At 59.9% G+C, this 14963-nt stretch carries 16 protein-coding genes and 1 tRNA gene; 9 read left to right on the forward strand and 8 right to left on the reverse strand.

Features of this window, described 5'->3' with window-relative positions:
* The first annotated feature begins 164 nt into the window (after window positions 1-164).
* Entirely contained in the window at window positions 165-746 is a 582-nt protein-coding gene (locus HW554_RS08370) for an LOG family protein (protein WP_176908132.1), read from the forward strand.
* A gap of 148 nt (window positions 747-894) precedes the next feature.
* Here HW554_RS08370 and HW554_RS08375 read toward each other — a convergent pair whose 3' ends face one another.
* The gene (locus HW554_RS08375) at window positions 895-1998 is read right to left on the reverse strand and encodes a 3-oxoacyl-ACP synthase III family protein (RefSeq protein WP_176908133.1); all 1104 of its coding nucleotides are present in this window, start codon (window positions 1996-1998) and stop codon (window positions 895-897) included.
* Between the two features lie 178 nt (window positions 1999-2176).
* Here HW554_RS08375 and HW554_RS08380 point away from each other — a divergent pair, with 178 nt between their 5' ends.
* The 5 genes from HW554_RS08380 to HW554_RS08400 all read left to right on the forward strand — a co-directional run bounded on the left by HW554_RS08380 (window position 2177) and on the right by HW554_RS08400 (window position 6291).
* On the forward strand, window positions 2177-2791 hold the full coding sequence (locus HW554_RS08380) for a glutathione peroxidase (protein WP_176908134.1): 615 nt from the start codon (window positions 2177-2179) through the stop codon (window positions 2789-2791).
* Between the two features lie 199 nt (window positions 2792-2990).
* Window positions 2991-3647, forward strand: a complete 657-nt coding sequence (locus HW554_RS08385) for an HAD family hydrolase (protein ID WP_176908135.1) — start codon at window positions 2991-2993, stop codon at window positions 3645-3647.
* A 233-nt stretch (window positions 3648-3880) separates the two neighbouring features.
* Window positions 3881-4810, forward strand: coding sequence for a 1,4-dihydroxy-2-naphthoate polyprenyltransferase (locus HW554_RS08390; protein WP_176908136.1), 930 nt, complete (start codon window positions 3881-3883; stop codon window positions 4808-4810).
* 39 nt (window positions 4811-4849) lie between these two features.
* Entirely contained in the window at window positions 4850-5209 is a 360-nt protein-coding gene (locus HW554_RS08395; RefSeq protein ID WP_176908137.1) for a single-stranded DNA-binding protein, read from the forward strand.
* A complete protein-coding gene (locus tag HW554_RS08400; RefSeq protein ID WP_176908138.1) occupies window positions 5206-6291 on the forward strand; it encodes a tyrosine-type recombinase/integrase in 1086 nt (361 codons plus the stop codon). The genes HW554_RS08395 and HW554_RS08400 overlap by 4 nt, the downstream gene beginning before the upstream one ends.
* Window positions 6292-6386: 95 nt before the next feature.
* Here HW554_RS08400 and HW554_RS08405 read toward each other — a convergent pair whose 3' ends face one another.
* The 3 genes from HW554_RS08405 to pta all read right to left on the reverse strand — a co-directional run bounded on the left by HW554_RS08405 (window position 6387) and on the right by pta (window position 10486).
* Entirely contained in the window at window positions 6387-7109 is a 723-nt protein-coding gene (locus tag HW554_RS08405; RefSeq protein WP_218134651.1) for a hypothetical protein, read from the reverse strand.
* Between the two features lie 124 nt (window positions 7110-7233).
* Window positions 7234-8157, reverse strand: coding sequence for a DUF808 domain-containing protein (locus HW554_RS08410; protein WP_176908139.1), 924 nt, complete (start codon window positions 8155-8157; stop codon window positions 7234-7236).
* 229 nt (window positions 8158-8386) lie between these two features.
* A complete protein-coding gene (gene pta, locus HW554_RS08415) occupies window positions 8387-10486 on the reverse strand; it encodes a phosphate acetyltransferase (protein WP_176908140.1) in 2100 nt (699 codons plus the stop codon).
* 188 nt (window positions 10487-10674) lie between these two features.
* Between pta and crcB the strand changes: the two genes are divergently transcribed.
* Window positions 10675-11052, forward strand: coding sequence for a fluoride efflux transporter CrcB (gene crcB, locus HW554_RS08420; protein WP_176908141.1), 378 nt, complete (start codon window positions 10675-10677; stop codon window positions 11050-11052).
* Between the two features lie 105 nt (window positions 11053-11157).
* Here the strand turns inward: crcB and HW554_RS08425 are convergent.
* The 4 genes from HW554_RS08425 to HW554_RS08440 all read right to left on the reverse strand — a co-directional run bounded on the left by HW554_RS08425 (window position 11158) and on the right by HW554_RS08440 (window position 13126).
* Window positions 11158-11239, reverse strand: a tRNA-Leu gene (locus HW554_RS08425).
* A gap of 24 nt (window positions 11240-11263) precedes the next feature.
* Window positions 11264-11806: an iron-sulfur cluster co-chaperone HscB C-terminal domain-containing protein gene (locus HW554_RS08430; RefSeq protein ID WP_176908142.1), complete on the reverse strand. Its 543-nt coding sequence runs from the start codon at window positions 11804-11806 to the stop codon at window positions 11264-11266.
* Between the two features lie 116 nt (window positions 11807-11922).
* A complete protein-coding gene (locus HW554_RS08435) occupies window positions 11923-12231 on the reverse strand; it encodes a putative quinol monooxygenase (RefSeq protein ID WP_176908143.1) in 309 nt (102 codons plus the stop codon).
* Window positions 12232-12355: 124 nt separating this feature from the next.
* Window positions 12356-13126, reverse strand: coding sequence for an SAM hydrolase/SAM-dependent halogenase family protein (locus tag HW554_RS08440; protein ID WP_176908144.1), 771 nt, complete (start codon window positions 13124-13126; stop codon window positions 12356-12358).
* Window positions 13127-13312: 186 nt separating this feature from the next.
* Between HW554_RS08440 and HW554_RS08445 the strand changes: the two genes are divergently transcribed.
* Window positions 13313-14329 (forward strand): PhoH family protein, encoded by a 1017-nt coding sequence (locus HW554_RS08445; RefSeq protein ID WP_176908145.1) that lies wholly within the window; start codon window positions 13313-13315, stop codon window positions 14327-14329.
* Window positions 14330-14526: 197 nt separating this feature from the next.
* Window positions 14527-14958 (forward strand): GNAT family N-acetyltransferase, encoded by a 432-nt coding sequence (locus tag HW554_RS08450; protein WP_176908146.1) that lies wholly within the window; start codon window positions 14527-14529, stop codon window positions 14956-14958.
* Window positions 14959-14963: the final 5 nt, after the last annotated feature.

A 14963-nucleotide genomic window follows, 5' to 3' on the forward strand; every position in this document is an offset into this window, starting at 1 on the left:
AAAGTCAAAAGGACGTCATGCTGAGCTTGTCGAAGCATCTCTACCGCTTCGCTGAGCGACTGTAACGAAACGGTAGAGATGCTTCGACAAGCTCAGCATGACGTTCTGATTGATTCCAGGTACTTCCTAAACAGCTTCAACTTCTCAAACTTACCAGCTGCCTTATGAAAAGCGTTGCCGTGTACTGTGGCTCGGCCACCGGAACCAACCCCGCCTACCAGCGGCAGGCCGAGGAAATGGGCCGTCTGCTGGCCGAACGCGACCTGACGCTGGTGTACGGCGGCGGCCGCGTGGGCCTGATGGGCGTAGTGGCCGACAGCGTGCTGGCTCACGGGGGCAAAGTGGTGGGCGTGATTCCCGACTTCATGATGGGCAAGGAAATCGAGCACCGGGGCCTCACGGAGCTACATATTGTGGCCAGCATGCACGAGCGGAAGCTGCTGATGGCCGAGCGCGCCGAGGGCTTTGTGGCCATGCCCGGCGGCTACGGCACGCTCGAAGAGTTGTTCGAGGTGCTCACCTGGGGCCAGCTGGGTCTGCATCCCAAACCCATCGGGGTGCTGAACGTGGAAGGCTACTACGACCATCTGCTGCGCGCCCTCGACCATATGGCCAACGAGGGCCTGCTGCGCCGCGAAAACCGCCAGCAACTCCTGAGCCACCCCAGCCCCGCCGCCCTGCTCGATGCCCTGGCCGCCTACGTGCCCATTCCCGTTGAGAAGTGGCTGCGGCCGGGTGAGGAATAGGCGGCGGCGGATGAGTTAAGGAGTCTGGGTATCATCTGTCATCCTGACGAAGGAAGGACCTTATCTTGTAAAAACGGCCGTAGCAACGACTCGTTTTTACAAGATAAGGTCCTTCCTTCGTCAGGATGACAGATGATACCCAGACTCCCTAAGCCGGCACCCGGTATACCACGGCGTTGCAGTTCATGCCGGCCCCGACGGAGGCGAAAACCAGCACTTCGCCGGGCGTAATGGCGTAGCCTTCAAGCTGGCCTTTGATCAGCAGATCGAGCAGCGTAGGAATGGTGGCCACCGAAGAATTGCCGAGCCAGGAGATGGTCATGGGCATGATGTCGGCGGGGGCGGGGGTGTCGCCGGCCAGGGCATAGAGGCGCTTGAGGATGGCCTCGTCCATTTTGCCGTTGGCCTGATGAATGATCAGACGGCTCATATCGGCTACTTGCAGGCCCGCCTTCTCCAGGCAGTCTTTGATGGCCTGGGGCACGGTTTTGAGGGCGTACTCGTAGAGCTTGCGACCCTCCATCTGTAGAAATAGCTCGGTGCCGGTGTAGGCCGGGTTGCGCGAGGTGGCCATGCGCAGCAGCAGCGCCGCCTGGGCCGTGTCGGAGCGTGAGCTGTGGGCCAGGATGCCTTCTGGCAGACCCGCAGCCGCGTCGGCGGTTTCGCGGGCCTCAAACAGTACTGCGCCGGCCCCGTCGGAGTAAATCATGCTGTCGCGGTCGTGCGGGTCGCACACGCGCGAAAGCGTTTCGGCCCCGATAACGAGCACCCGCTTGGCGTCGCCGGAGCGCAGGTAGTAATCGGCCTGAATAACGCCCTGCAGCCAGCCCGGACAGCCAAAGGGCAGGTCGTAGGCCACGCAGTGCGGGTTTTGGATGCCGAGCTTGTGCTTGACGCGGGCGGCCAGGCTGGGCACGAAATCGGAGCGCCGGTTATCGGCGGTGATGTCGCCGAAATTGTGGGCAACCAGAATATAGTCGAGCTGCTCGGGGTCGGTGGTGGGGCAGGAGGCAAATAGGTCCTGGGCGGCCAGCAGGGCCAGGTCGGAGGCCACTTGGTGGTCTTCGGCGTAGCGCCGCTCGCGGATGTCGGTAATCTGGGCAAAGCGCTCCACGATTTCGGCGCCCGGCTTGTCGAGCCGCTGGCCGTTGCCATCGAAAAAAGCACTGTCGAAAAAAGCATCATTGCTAACGATGCGGGCCGGGATGCAGGACCCTGTTCCGGTAATGACTGAGTGCAAAGCCTTACGCATGAGCAGGTTGGGGTGAAGAAACTGGTGTGCTATTCAACGAAAGTAAGTGCTTTTTAGCTAGGGTTGAGCTCTGATGTTCAAAATTCCGGCTTTTACTATGGCTGGTGCCGTCGGCCACCCTCACCCGAACATTCGGGGTATCGGGTGGGTTGTCAGCCGCAAACTTCGCACTTCCCGTATGAAAACGCTACACCTGCCGGGCTTACTACTCGTTGCCACGCTGGGCACGGGCGGCTGCACTTCGGCCCCCGGCACTTCTCCCGTTACTGCCACTACCCCTGTTACCCCCACTGCCATGTCCGAATCAACCGCCACCGCCACTTCCGTTTACGATTTCACGCTCAACGACATCAACGGCCAGCCCGTGCCGCTGAGCCGCTACCGGGGCAAAAAACTGCTGCTTGTGAATACGGCCTCCGAGTGTGGCTACACGCCACAGTACCAGGAGCTGGAGCAGCTCAGCCGCCAGCACGCCGACCAGGTAACCGTACTGGGCTTCCCGGCCAACAACTTCGGCGGCCAGGAGCCCGGCTCCGACGCCCAGATTGCCTCTTTTTGCGAGAAGAACTTCGGCGTTACGTTCCCGCTGTTCAGCAAGGTTTCGGTGGCTGGTTCCGACGCCGCTCCGCTGTTTCAGTACCTCGGCAGCAAGGCCCAAAACGGCGTAACCGACGAAAAGCCGAACTGGAATTTCTGCAAGTATCTGATTGACGAAACCGGCCACGTGGTGGCGTTCTTCCCCTCGAAAGTGAAGCCGATGGGCGAGGAGCTGCTGTCGGCCATCGGGAAGTAGAGGTATCAGAACGCTGTAGGGGCGGGGCTTGTCCCCGCCCGCCATACGTGCTGTTAAACGAAAGCGTTGAAGCGGCGTGAACGGCGGGCGGGGGCAAGCCCCGCCCCTACAGCGTTCTGCTTGCCTGGGTTTGTGCCACGCTACGCCTAATACCAGTTCTGGTACCTTCGCGGCAGTTCTACCAGCTTTCCTGCACCCGATGCAAACCGTTATTTTCGACATGGACGGCGTGCTCGTCGATACCGAGCCCGTGCACCGCTACGCCTACTTCCGGCACTTCGAGGAGCTGGGCCTGGCCGTGACGGATGCCGAGTATGCCACGTTCACCGGCCGCTCGACCAAGAACGTGTACCAGCACCTCAAGGACCAGCACGGGCTGGCGCAGGAGGTGCAGCAGTTGGTGCTGGCCAAGCGGGCGCACTTCAACCGCGCCTTCGACGAAAAGCCTGACTTCGACCTGCTGCCCGGCGTGCGCGTCCTCATCGAAGACCTGCACCGACACGGCCTGGAAATGCTGCTGGCCTCCTCGGCTTCGCACTCCACCATCAACCGGGTGATGCAGCGGTTTGCGCTGGCCCCGTATTTCAGCCACCTCATCAGTGGCGAAGATTTCCCCCGCTCCAAGCCCGACCCGGCCATTTTCGAGCATGCCGCCGCCGTGGCCCGCTCGCCTGGGGCCGAGTGCGTGGTTATCGAGGATTCAACTAATGGCGTGGCCGCCGCCAAGGCCGCGGGCCTCTACTGCATCGGCTACAACAGCATCCACTCGCCCAGCCAGGATTTACGGCAGGCCGATTTGGTGGTGGCCGATTTCGGGGAGCTGAGCACGGCCCGGATTGCCGCGCTGGCGTTGTAGGGTGTAGTTTTGGGGGGGGGACAGGGGAAATAGAACGTGTCATGCTGAGCGCAGCGGAGCGCAGTCGAAGCACCTCTACCGCCATGCAAACCCTGTAGTCTGAATGGCGCTGCAACGAAGCGGTAGAGATGCTGCGCTGCGCTCAGCATGACACGTTATTGCTGCCTCCACAACCCGTAACTCCACCGCTCCCTTACCTCACCTCCTTACCTCTATCACCCCAAAAATACCCTATGACCTTTTCCGCTAAAGCCTGGGTTTCGGCGTTTCGGCCGCGTACGTTGCCGCTGGCGCTGGCCAGCATTATGGCCGGGGGCTTTCTGGCGGCCAGCCACGGACAGTTCAGGCTCGAAGTGGTGGTGCTGGCGGCCCTTACCACCGTGCTACTCCAGATACTGAGCAACCTGGCCAACGACTACGGCGACTCGCAGAACGGGGCCGACAGCGTGCACCGCGAGGGGCCGCTGCGGGCCGTGCAGAGCGGCGCCATTACGCCGGCCCAGATGCGCAAGGGCATGGGTTTGTTCGGGGCGCTGTCGTTGGGGAGCGGGGTGCTGCTGCTGTGGGTAGCGCTGGGGGCGGCCGGGGTCTGGGTGTTTCTGGCGTTTCTGGTGCTGGGGCTGTTGGCCATCTGGGCGGCCGTGAACTACACGGCGGGCAGCAAGCCCTACGGCTACGCCGGGCTGGGCGACTTATCGGTATTCGTGTTTTTTGGGCTGGTGGGCGTGTGCGGCACCTACTTCCTGCAGGCCTACAGCCAGGTGCCTACTATTGCGCAGGCCCTGCCCTGGCCGGTGCTGCTGCCGGCGGCGGCGCTGGGCTGCTTCGCGACGGCCGTGCTCAACGTGAATAACATCCGCGATATCCGCTCCGACGCGCTGGCCGGCAAAATCACGATTCCGGTGCGGTTGGGGCCGGTGCGGGCCCGCCGCTACCACTGGCTGCTGCTGGCGCTGGGCTTTGCGGCGGCCGTGCTTTACGTGGCCTTTACTTACCACTCGCCCTGGCAGTGGCTGTTTTTATTGAGCGCCCCGCTGCTGCTGCGCAACGCCCGCGCCGTGTGGCAGCGCCAGGATTCCCGGCAGCTCGACCCGCTGCTCAAGCAAATGGCCCTCACCACGCTCGTTTTTACGCTGCTGTTCGGGCTGGGGCAGGTGTTGTAGGGGTAGGTGTAAGGCCGGACAAATGTGTATCTTGGCTGCATGCGCGGCCTTAATAAAGTCACCCTTATCGGCAACCTGGGCAAAGACCCCGACGTGAGTGTGCTGGAGGGCAACGTGGCCGTGGCAAAATTCTCGCTGGCCACCTCCGAAACCTGGCGCGACAAAGCCGGCCAGCCCCACACCACCACCGACTGGCACAGCGTGGTGCTGTGGCGCGGCTTGGCCGAACTGGCCCAGGCCTACCTGCGCAAGGGCAGCCTCGTGTACCTCGAAGGCAAGCTCAAAACCCGCCATTACGACGATGCTGCCGGAGTTCGCCATTACGTAACCGAAATTATAGGTGAGCAGCTGTTGCTGCTGGATAAGAAGACCGGCGCCCTACCGCCTCCGGCCGTATGAAGGCCGCCGTTTCGTTGCGCCTGACCGACGACCGTACCGGGTTCCAGGTGTTCTTTCCGTACTCCGATACCACCGTGCGCATGGCCTTACTGGCAGCCGGCGTGCACTATGCGGCGGCCGAACGGGGCTACCTATTGCCCGCCACGCCCGAAGCTGTGGCCCCGTTGCGGCAGGCGTGCCAGCAACTGGGCGTGCCGCTGCACGTGCCCGTGGTGCCTGCCCTGGCCGTGGCCCCGCCGCCGCCCACACCGCATGAGGTGCTGCTGGGGCGCTATTGCCAGCTGATTGTGCTGAAACGTTACAGCTCGCAAACACTGAAAAGCTACCGGGGCGCGTTTCAGCAGTTTTTGGGCTACTGCCACCCACGGCTACCGCTCGACCTGAACAAGCAGGATGTGTTGAACTACCTGAGTGAGCGGGTGGCGGCGGGCATTTCCGAGGCGTACCAGAACCTGCTCATCAACGCCATTAAGTTTTACTACGAGCAGCTGGAGGGCCAACCACGCCAGTATTACGACCTGCCGCGCCCCAAGCGCCCACTGCAAAATCCTAAAGTGCTGGCCCAAACGGAAGTACAAGACCTGTTGCGAGGCACCGAAAACCTGAAACACCGTGCCATGCTCATGCTGGCCTACGGCCTGGGCCTGCGCCTGAACGAGGTGCTGGCCCTCACGCCTGCCGACATCAATGCCCAGCGCATGGCCCTATACGTGCGCGGCGGAAAGGGTAAAAAAGACCGCGACCTGCCACTTCCCGAAAAGCTGCTGCTGCTGTTACGCGAACAGTTCCGGCAGTTTCGTCCCGTTACGTATTTGTTCGAAGGCCAGAGACCCGGCGAAGCCTACAGCCCCCGCAGCCTGCAGTTGGTGATAAAGCAGGCGGCGGCCCGCGTCGGTATCTTGCGCCCTATCACGCTGCACATGCTCCGCCACAGCTACGCTACGCATCTGCTGGAAGCCGGTACCGATATCCGCATCATCCAGGACCTGCTCGGTCATAGCAGTATCAAAACGACCGAAATATATACGCATGTTGCCCAACACAGTCGCCCACCCTCGCCCCTCGATAGCCTCGACTTGTAAACCTTCGCTTACCGGTCCAATTCAGTACGGTAAACGAAGGTTACTTGCGTACTGAGGTAGGGTTAGCGAAACTCACACCTTCGCTAACCCTAATGTTAGGTGCAAGCTGTGAGAACTACCGACCATTGTTCAGCCATAGCTTTTGCAATTCCACTAAAAGTTTTACTACTTTGTTTTTGTGTTATGTTTCTATAAGTTGCTTTTTGTCCTCTTTTTGCACCTCCAGTATTGGAGGGTAAATAAGGAACGTAATTTTCTTTTATATCAGTAGGTTTTAATTTAGGTAAGTTTTTTAGCCACAAATGAGTTCTTTTTGAATATTCGTGTCCATACTCATAAGGCTGTATTACTTGCGTTTCTTTTGGCAATCCTACTACTTTTAAAGGCAAAGGATTTTCTACTGCTATAAATTCAATATTAGCATTTAAGCAATTCATAAAAAACTGTTTTGCATCCATTGCTAATTTCAATCTTTCAGTACAAATATTCCCGGCTGTTGGAAACATCCATCTTGCACCAGCTCTACTCATAAAAGTACAAGGTGGATGGAATATTCCTAATTTTGGTTTTATTAATTCAATAGCATCAAAAACACTCATTTGTAAATGCCATTCAGGATGTCCACCGCTACATTGTTGCAAGTCGCAACTGTAAGCCTCTATTCCTAACTGCCTAAATGCTTTTGTAACTTCTTGACTTTCTTTGCAACCAACGATAACCCGAAAGCCTGCACCTAACACTGCATTGGCAATATTGGGGCTTCCGTGCTTAATTTGAGCTTTTGTGCTTTCTAATATCATTTGTAATAATTTGAACATTTGTACTTTCTAATCCCCAACATCGCCAATGCTTTTACGTTAGCCTAAGAATTAGATAAAAGCGGCCGCTACTTCTGATGAAGCAGCGGCCGCTTTTTGTTTCTGCCCAAAGTATTCCTGTGCCTTACTGCTTGCCCGGCACCACTTTCTTTACCAACCGCACTACCTGGTCAATCAGAAAACCTAGCGCAAGCCCACCGATACCACTGACCACTACTTTGGCCAGCCACGCCACTACCGGCACCGAGGCCAGCGCCATTTCCAGCTCGTGGAGCAGGTGGGCCGTGTAAGGAATGCCGTGGGCAATGATTTCAGCCCCCACCCACAGCATGGCGGCGGTGCCCACGTAGCTCAGGATACTCAGGAAGTTAGGCATGAATTTCACGATGCCGCGGCCAAATTTCTGAACGCCGGGGCTACCTTCCTTCTGCGCCAGGTGCAGGCCAATATCATCGGCCTTCACAATCAGGCCCACAAAGCCGTACACGGCCACGGTTATAAACACGGCTACGGCCAGCATCACAACAATCTGGTTCACCAGCGGCGAGTCGACTACCTGGCTGTAGGCAATGGCCATAATTTCGGCCGACAGGATGATATCGGTGCGCACGGCCCCGGCAACCCGTTCTTTCTCCAGCTCCTCCGGCGTAATGGTCTGCATCTGCTCACTGTCCGGCTGCACCTCGGGGTGCTGGCTGAACATCGAGTGCACCTTTTCGTAGCCTTCGTAGCACAGGTACGCGCCGCCCAGCATCAGAATAGGCGTGATGGCCCAGGGCGCAAAATACCCCAGCACCAACGCTGCCGGCGTGAGGATGAGCAGCTTGTTGAATAGTGATTTTTTGGCAATCTGGAAGATGATGGACAGCTCGCGGGAGGGATCCAGGCCTACCACGTATTTGGGCGTCACGGCCGTATCATCAATCACGATGCCCGACACCTTACCGGTCGTTTTAGCCACCTGCGCCGGCACATCGTCCAGGCTGGCTGCACTGACTTTCACCAAAGCCGCCACATCATCTAGTAAAGCAAAAAGTCCGGAGGCCATAAAGTGAGTTGAGTGATTGGGGTATGAAGATCATTTAGAAAGTCAAAAGAACGTCATGCCGAGCGAAGTCGAAGCATCTCTACCGCTTCGTTGCAGTTGTTCGACGAAGCGGTAGAGATGCTTCGACTTCGCTCGGCATGACGTTCTGCTTGATTTTAAGTGCTTTCTGAACAGCTTCACTGGAGTAATACGGAGACGCGTCTTTGCGTCTTCCTGTTGAATAGTGCCCTTACGCTTCCTGCGCCTGAATGGCCGTCAGCAGCACCGTGTTGTAGATATCGTCCACGGTGCAGCCGCGGCTCAAATCATTCACGGGCTTGTTGAGGCCCTGCAGCATGGGGCCGATGGCCAGGGCCCCGGTTTCGCGCTGCACGGCTTTATACGTGTTGTTGCCGGTGTTCAGGTCGGGGAAGATGAGCACGCTGGCCTGGCCCGCTACCGGCGAGCCGGGCAGCTTCTGCTGGCCTACCGCCAGGTCTACGGCCGCGTCGTACTGGATGGGGCCTTCCACGAGCAAATCGGGGCGCAGCTGCCGTACCAGGGCCGTAGCCTCGCGCACCTTGTCCACGTCGGTGCCCTCGCCTGAGGTGCCCGAGGAGTAGGAGAGCATGGCAATGCGCGGCTCGATGCCAAAGCGCCGGCTGCTTTCGGCCGACGATATGGCAATTTCGGCCAGCTGGGCGGCGGTGGGGTTGGGGTTCACGGCGCAGTCGCCGAACACCGCCACGCGGTCGGGCAGGCACATAAAGAACACCGACGACACCACCGACACACCCGGCTTGGTTTTGATGAACTGCAGCGCCGGCCGGATGGTGTGCTGGGTGGTATGTGCCGCCCCCGACACCATGCCGTCGGCCAGGCCCTTGTACACCAGCATCGAGCCGAAATACGACACGTCCGTCATCAGGTCGCGGGCCATTTCCAGGTTCACGCCCTTGCTCTGGCGCAGCTCGTGCAGCGTCTGGGCGAATTCGGGGGCCAGCTCGGAGGTTTGGGGGTTGATGAGCTGCACCCGCGCCGGGTCGAGCGGGCGGCCCAGGCGGCGGGCGGCGGCCAGTATCTGGTCGGGCTCGCCGAGGATGATGAGTTCCACCACGTCCTGCTCCAGCAGGCGGGCCGCCGCCAGCAATACCCGGTCATCGGTGCCCTCGGGCAGTACAATGCGCTTGCGCTGGGCCCGCGCGCCCTGCAGCAGCTGGTACTGAAACATGTGGGGCGTGAGGCCGCGGGGCGCAAACGTGCTCAGCTCCTGCAGCAGCCGGGCAGTATCGAAATGGCGCTCGAAGGTTTGGATGGCGAGCCGGATTTTGCTTTCCTGCCCCGGCCCGATGCGCGACTGAATGCGGCCCACGCGGGTGGTGGCCTCGAACGTGCCCGGCTCGACCAGCACGATAGGCACCACCTCGGGCAGGCCCTCAATCAGGCGCAGCACCGACTCCTCGGGCCGGTAGCCGCCCGAAAGCACCAGCCCGGCCACTCGCGGATAGTTGGCCGAACTGTTGGCCTGCAGGGCCGTGAGCATAATATCGGCCCGGTCGCCGGGCGTGATGATGAGCACGTTTTCCTGCAGGCGCAGCAGAAAGTTGGGCACCTGCATGGCCCCGTTGATGAAGTGGTCGACGGGGTTGGCCAGCAACTCGTGCCCGAACAGCAACTCCCCACCCAGCTGCTCCTGAATCTCGCGCATTGTGGGGCTGCGCAGCGCCTGGCTTTCCGGAATAACGGCCAGCAGCGTGTCGGGCGAAAGTTGGGCCGCCAGCCGGGCCTGCACCTCGGCCAGCTGCTCGGGTGGCACCCGGTTGAGCACCAGGGCCAGCACCCGCACATCCTCGTTCTCGGCGTCGCGCCTAATGGAAAGAGCTGCATCCACGAGCTGGTCGGCAGTTTTGCCCAGGCCCGATATGAGCAGCATCACCGGAATGCTGAGCGTGTGGGCCACTTTCCAGTTCAAATCGAGCTCCAGCGCCAGGCCGGTGCCCACGAAATCGGTGCCCTCGACTACCACGAAATCGTGCGCCTCCTCAATCTGTTTGTAGCGGTGGATGATGGTGTCGAGCAGCTGGCCGGTGCGGCCGCTTTCGAGCAGGCGCAGGGCCTGCTGGCCGGTGTAGGCGTAGGTATCGGCATAGGGCTGGGGCAGCTGGAAGTGCCGGAGCACCGTGTCGATGTGGGCGTCGGGCTGGTCGGGGCTGCCATCGGCCGGGGTGATGATGGGCTTGAAGTAGCCCACCTTCTGGGCCTGGCCCAGCAGCAGGTTCACCAGCCCCAGCGTCAGCACCGATTTGCCGCTGTAAGGCTCGGCGGTGGCAATATAAACGGCTTTGCTCATGAGTCAGGAGGTTTTCGCGCGGAGATTCGCGGAGAAAGAGAACTGCAAACGCTCCGCACCGGCAAAAATACGCACTACCCGCCCGCCGGCCCGGTTTGCCGGTTGGCGGCCATTCTTTACCTTGCCGCCGGTAGGGCTCCGGCCGCCAGCGCGGCGGTTACCCGGGGCAGCCCACGTAAGGTACTGGTATGAATAGTTCGGTGTGGTTTATTGGCCTGGGAGGCTTTATCGGGTCGGTGAGCCGCTACTGGGTGCAGCAGTATTTCCTGCGGCTGATGCCGGGCGCCTTTCCGCTCGGCACGTTCGTGGTAAACGTGCTGGGCTGCCTGCTGATTGGCCTGCTGTTGGGCGCTTTCGAGCGGCACACCGCCGTGCCCGCGCCCTGGCGGCTGTTTCTGACGACGGGCTTCTGCGGGGGCTTTACCACCTTCTCTACTTTCGCCTACGAAAGCGTGGCGCTGGGCCGCACCGGCGAGTTGCTGCTGCTGGCCCTATATGCGGCCGGGAGCCTGCTGCTGGGCATGCTGGCGGCTTTCATAGGCGTCTGGGCGGCCCGGTTTATCTAGCTCCGGCTATGCTGCGCTAAACGCAAAAAAGCCTCAAAAACTGCATCTGCGAACAGGTGTACAGTTTTTGAGGCTTGATTTGGGGAAGCTTCTAGAGCTTCCGAGTACCCGGAGCCGGAATCGAACCGGCATATCTCTCGATATCGGTGTTTGAGACCGACGCGTCTACCAGTTCCGCCATCCGGGCGTCTATTCCGTTCCGACAGGTAGCTTAGGAACGGGCTGCAAACTTAGAAAGAGATTCGCGAATGCGCAATAGGTAGCGCTTTTTGAGGTAGTAGGTTCGCACCTGCTGCAATGCCTGGGTACGGGAATCACCGGGTAGTCCTTCGTAGCCGATCAGCACCGGCTCGATGCCAGCATCGAGCGTATCGCTCAATGTGTTAACTTCCGTTTCGACATTGTTTACGATGGCTGGATCGGGCTCAAACTCCAGCTCCATCAGCTGCTCATTCAGGTCCATTACTTCCATTAAAAAATCGGGCGGCAGGGCCTGCTTGCCTTCTTCCAGCAGGCCGTGGCGGCCCAGAATGTAGGCCATACGCTGGTCGGGGTGGCTGAGCGTACGGTAAGCATCGGTATTAAGCGTAGCCAAATGCAGAATTTCCTCCTGCCTCTCCGCGCTGGCCGTGCCGTGGAAATCGGGGTGATACTCCCGGCTCAGGGCGTAGTATTTGCGCTTGAGCGCCGCCTCATCGGGCCGGAACGTTTCGGGCAGCTCGTAGAAATCGAAGTAGTTGGGCGTTTCGGGCATGGGGTCGGGGAGAGAGGGGGCGGGCTGCCGGTGAGGCCGGAGGCGACTTAAGCTGTCGGGTTCAACCTGCAGCCGGCCCGATAGGTTACGGTGCCCGGCCGAAAAGGGACGCCGGGTTAAGCTTTGGCCGGGGCGGGCAGTACGGCCGGCTGTACCGAAAAAGCCAGCGGTGGGGCCGCAAACAGGGGCTTGGTAGCCGGCCAGACCTGCCCGAACAGGGCTGAGCGCCGGTACGCATTCAGCGCCTCAACCGACTCCCAATGACTGTGCGTGCAGTACACCCGTGGGTCGTCGGCGTCCTGCCACAGCTCTAGGTGGCGGCAGCCCGGCATTTGCCGGATTTGCTCTTCTGAGTCCTGAAAAATGCGCAGGAAGGCAGGTACGTGTTCGGGGGCGAAAGTGAGGCGAACAATCCGGATCAGCATCGGCTCAACAAATGAAGGGGGAGGTGTGTACTGGGCGCGACTGTCATAGTGGCCGATGCGTATTAACATAATGTAAACACGAGAGGTGTTTTCCTGCTTGGTGGGCTGCTAAGCCGTATTTTCTTCAGCCCAGGTAGCGCACATCCACCTGCGAGTCGAAGTGAAGGCCCAAGAGTTCGGAGGCATTACCCTGGTTGATACCGATGCAGAGTCGGTCTTGGCTGTTGAATATGCACACGGCCTCGCCTGGGTCGGCGGCCTGAAAGTGGGGCGCAACGGAGCGCACAGTTTCGCGGGCGAAGTGGATGGTGAAGGGCCGGTCGCGGCCGATAACTTCGAGGGCCGAGCGGGAAATATCGGTTATCAGGTTGCCATAGTGGTCGATGTGTACCACGTGGCCCGTGATGCGGTTGTCCTGTAAGCGCAGCTGGCGGTTGAGCAACTCGTAGGGCTCGGCCAGTTCGGGGCCGAGGTCGGCCAGCGGCCGACCCTGGGCCAGGTGCACGGCGGCGGGCACCAGCAGGTCGCGGGTGGGGGAGGCGGTAGGCTGCTGGCCAGGGTTGAGGCGCACGAGCTGTTCGGGTGCGCCGTCGCAGAGTAGGGGCAGTAGGCCATTGTCGGCAGCCACAAAGTAGTGCCCCTGGAAGCGGGCGGCCAGCCAGGCGGCGTGGGGGGCGCCTAAATCGTTTACGCCCACCAAATGCACGGTGCCGACCGGGAAATCGGCGTACACGGCCCCCAGCACATGCACGGCGTGGGCAATGTTGAAGGGCTCGATGCCGTGGGTGAGGTCGAGCACCGGCAACTCGGGGGCCAGCTGCAGAATTCGCGCCTTCACAGCGGCCACGTAATGGTCGCGGTAGCCGAAATCTGACAGAAACGTAATCAAACCCATGACCGGAAATTGGGAGTTATTCGTACTATTGCTTTGTCCCCCGTGGGGGTGGCAAAAGTAGCCCTTTTGCCCGGAATCAGGTCGGGCAACGATAACCCGGGTTTTGCTGTTGTAAGCAGCAGAAGCCTGCATCCGTCGGGCGCTCAGCCCCTTATTTTTCTCTTCCCGCTTTTAAAATCTTCTAGTTTGGTCGAAAAAGTCATCACGTTGGAAAATGTGTCCCTGGTAGAGTTCCTGGGACCCGACAACCAGAATATCCGCCAGCTTGCGGCGGCCTTCCCGGGCAGCAAAATTGTATCCCGAGGCAACGAAATTAAGATTCAGGGCCAGCCGGCCGTCATCAGCCGCATCAACGAAATCCTGTCGGCACTAATCGAGCATTACCACGAGTACGGCACCATCACCGATAAAACTGTAAACCAGTACCTGTCCTCGGCCAATGAGGAAGTGGAGGAGGCCCGCATGGCGGCCGCGCCCGACGTGATTCTGTTCGGTGCCAAGGGCGGCGTTATAAAGGCCCGCACCGCCAACCAGCAGCGGTTGGTGGAGGCCGTAATAAAGAACGACTTGGTGTTTGCGCTCGGGCCGGCTGGTACGGGCAAAACATACATTTCGGTAGCCTTGGCCGTGCGCGCGCTCAAGAACAAGGAGGTCAAGAAGATCATCATCTCGCGCCCCGTAGTGGAGGCCGGCGAAAGCCTGGGCTTTCTGCCTGGTGATATGAAGGAGAAAGTTGATCCCTACCTGCGGCCCATTTATGATGCGCTGGAGGATATGCTGCCGCCCGAGAAGTTCAAGTTCTACATGGAGAACAAGACCATCGAAATTGCGCCATTGGCCTACATGCGCGGCCGCACGCTCAACCACGCTTTTGTGCTGCTCGATGAAGCCCAGAACACCACGCCTTCGCAGTTGAAGATGTTTCTGACCCGCATGGGCCCCCACGCCAAGGTAATGGTGAATGGCGACCGGAGTCAGATTGACCTGCCTACCAAGCAGAAGTCCGGCCTCAACCAAGCCCTCGATATTCTGCGCGACGTGCCCGGCATCGGCTTCATAGAAATGACAGCCGACGACGTGGTGCGCCACCGTTTGGTAAAGGAAATCGTGCTGGCCTACGACCAGTTCGATACCGAGCAGGAGCAGGAACGCGCCGACCAGGCCAACCGCCCCGTGCGCCCCGCCCAACGCCGCAGCGAGTAGTTACTTCAGCTGTTAGCCATTAGCTGACAGCTGTTAGCTTGACTGCCTTTCAGGTTGAGCATGTCGCGCATCGAGCGAGAACGAAGGACCTATATAGAAGCCCGTATCTGATGATGGCTTCTTATATAGGTCCTTCCTGCGTCAGGATGACAACGGCGCGTTTACTTTTGACTTTTACCTTCTTGACTTCGATTCTTATGCAAGTCCGCCGCATTACCACCGACGCCGACCTGGAAGCGGCGCTGGCCATCCGCCATACCGTGTTCGTGCTGGGCCAGAACGTGCCCGCCGACCTGGAGCACGACGCCCACGACCGCACCGATGCCACCCACTATCTGGCCCTCACGGCCGCCGGCCAGCCCTGCGGTGCTGCCCGCTGGCGTCTTACCGAAGCCGGCGTGAAGCTGGAGCGTTTCGCGGTGCTGGCCGAGTACCGCAACCAGCAAGCCGGAGCAGCTCTGCTCGCCGCCGTGCTGCATGACGTGCAAGCGGCTCATCCGGCTGCTTTTGTGTACCTGAATGCCCAACTGCCCGCCGTGCGCTTCTACGAACGCCACGGCTTCACGAAAGCGGGTAATCTGTTCGAGGAAGCTGGTATCGGGCATTACAAAATGAGCTGGCAGGGATAGAAGGC

Source organism: Hymenobacter lapidiphilus (assembly GCF_013377885.1).
Lineage (GTDB): Bacteria > Bacteroidota > Bacteroidia > Cytophagales > Hymenobacteraceae > Hymenobacter > Hymenobacter lapidiphilus.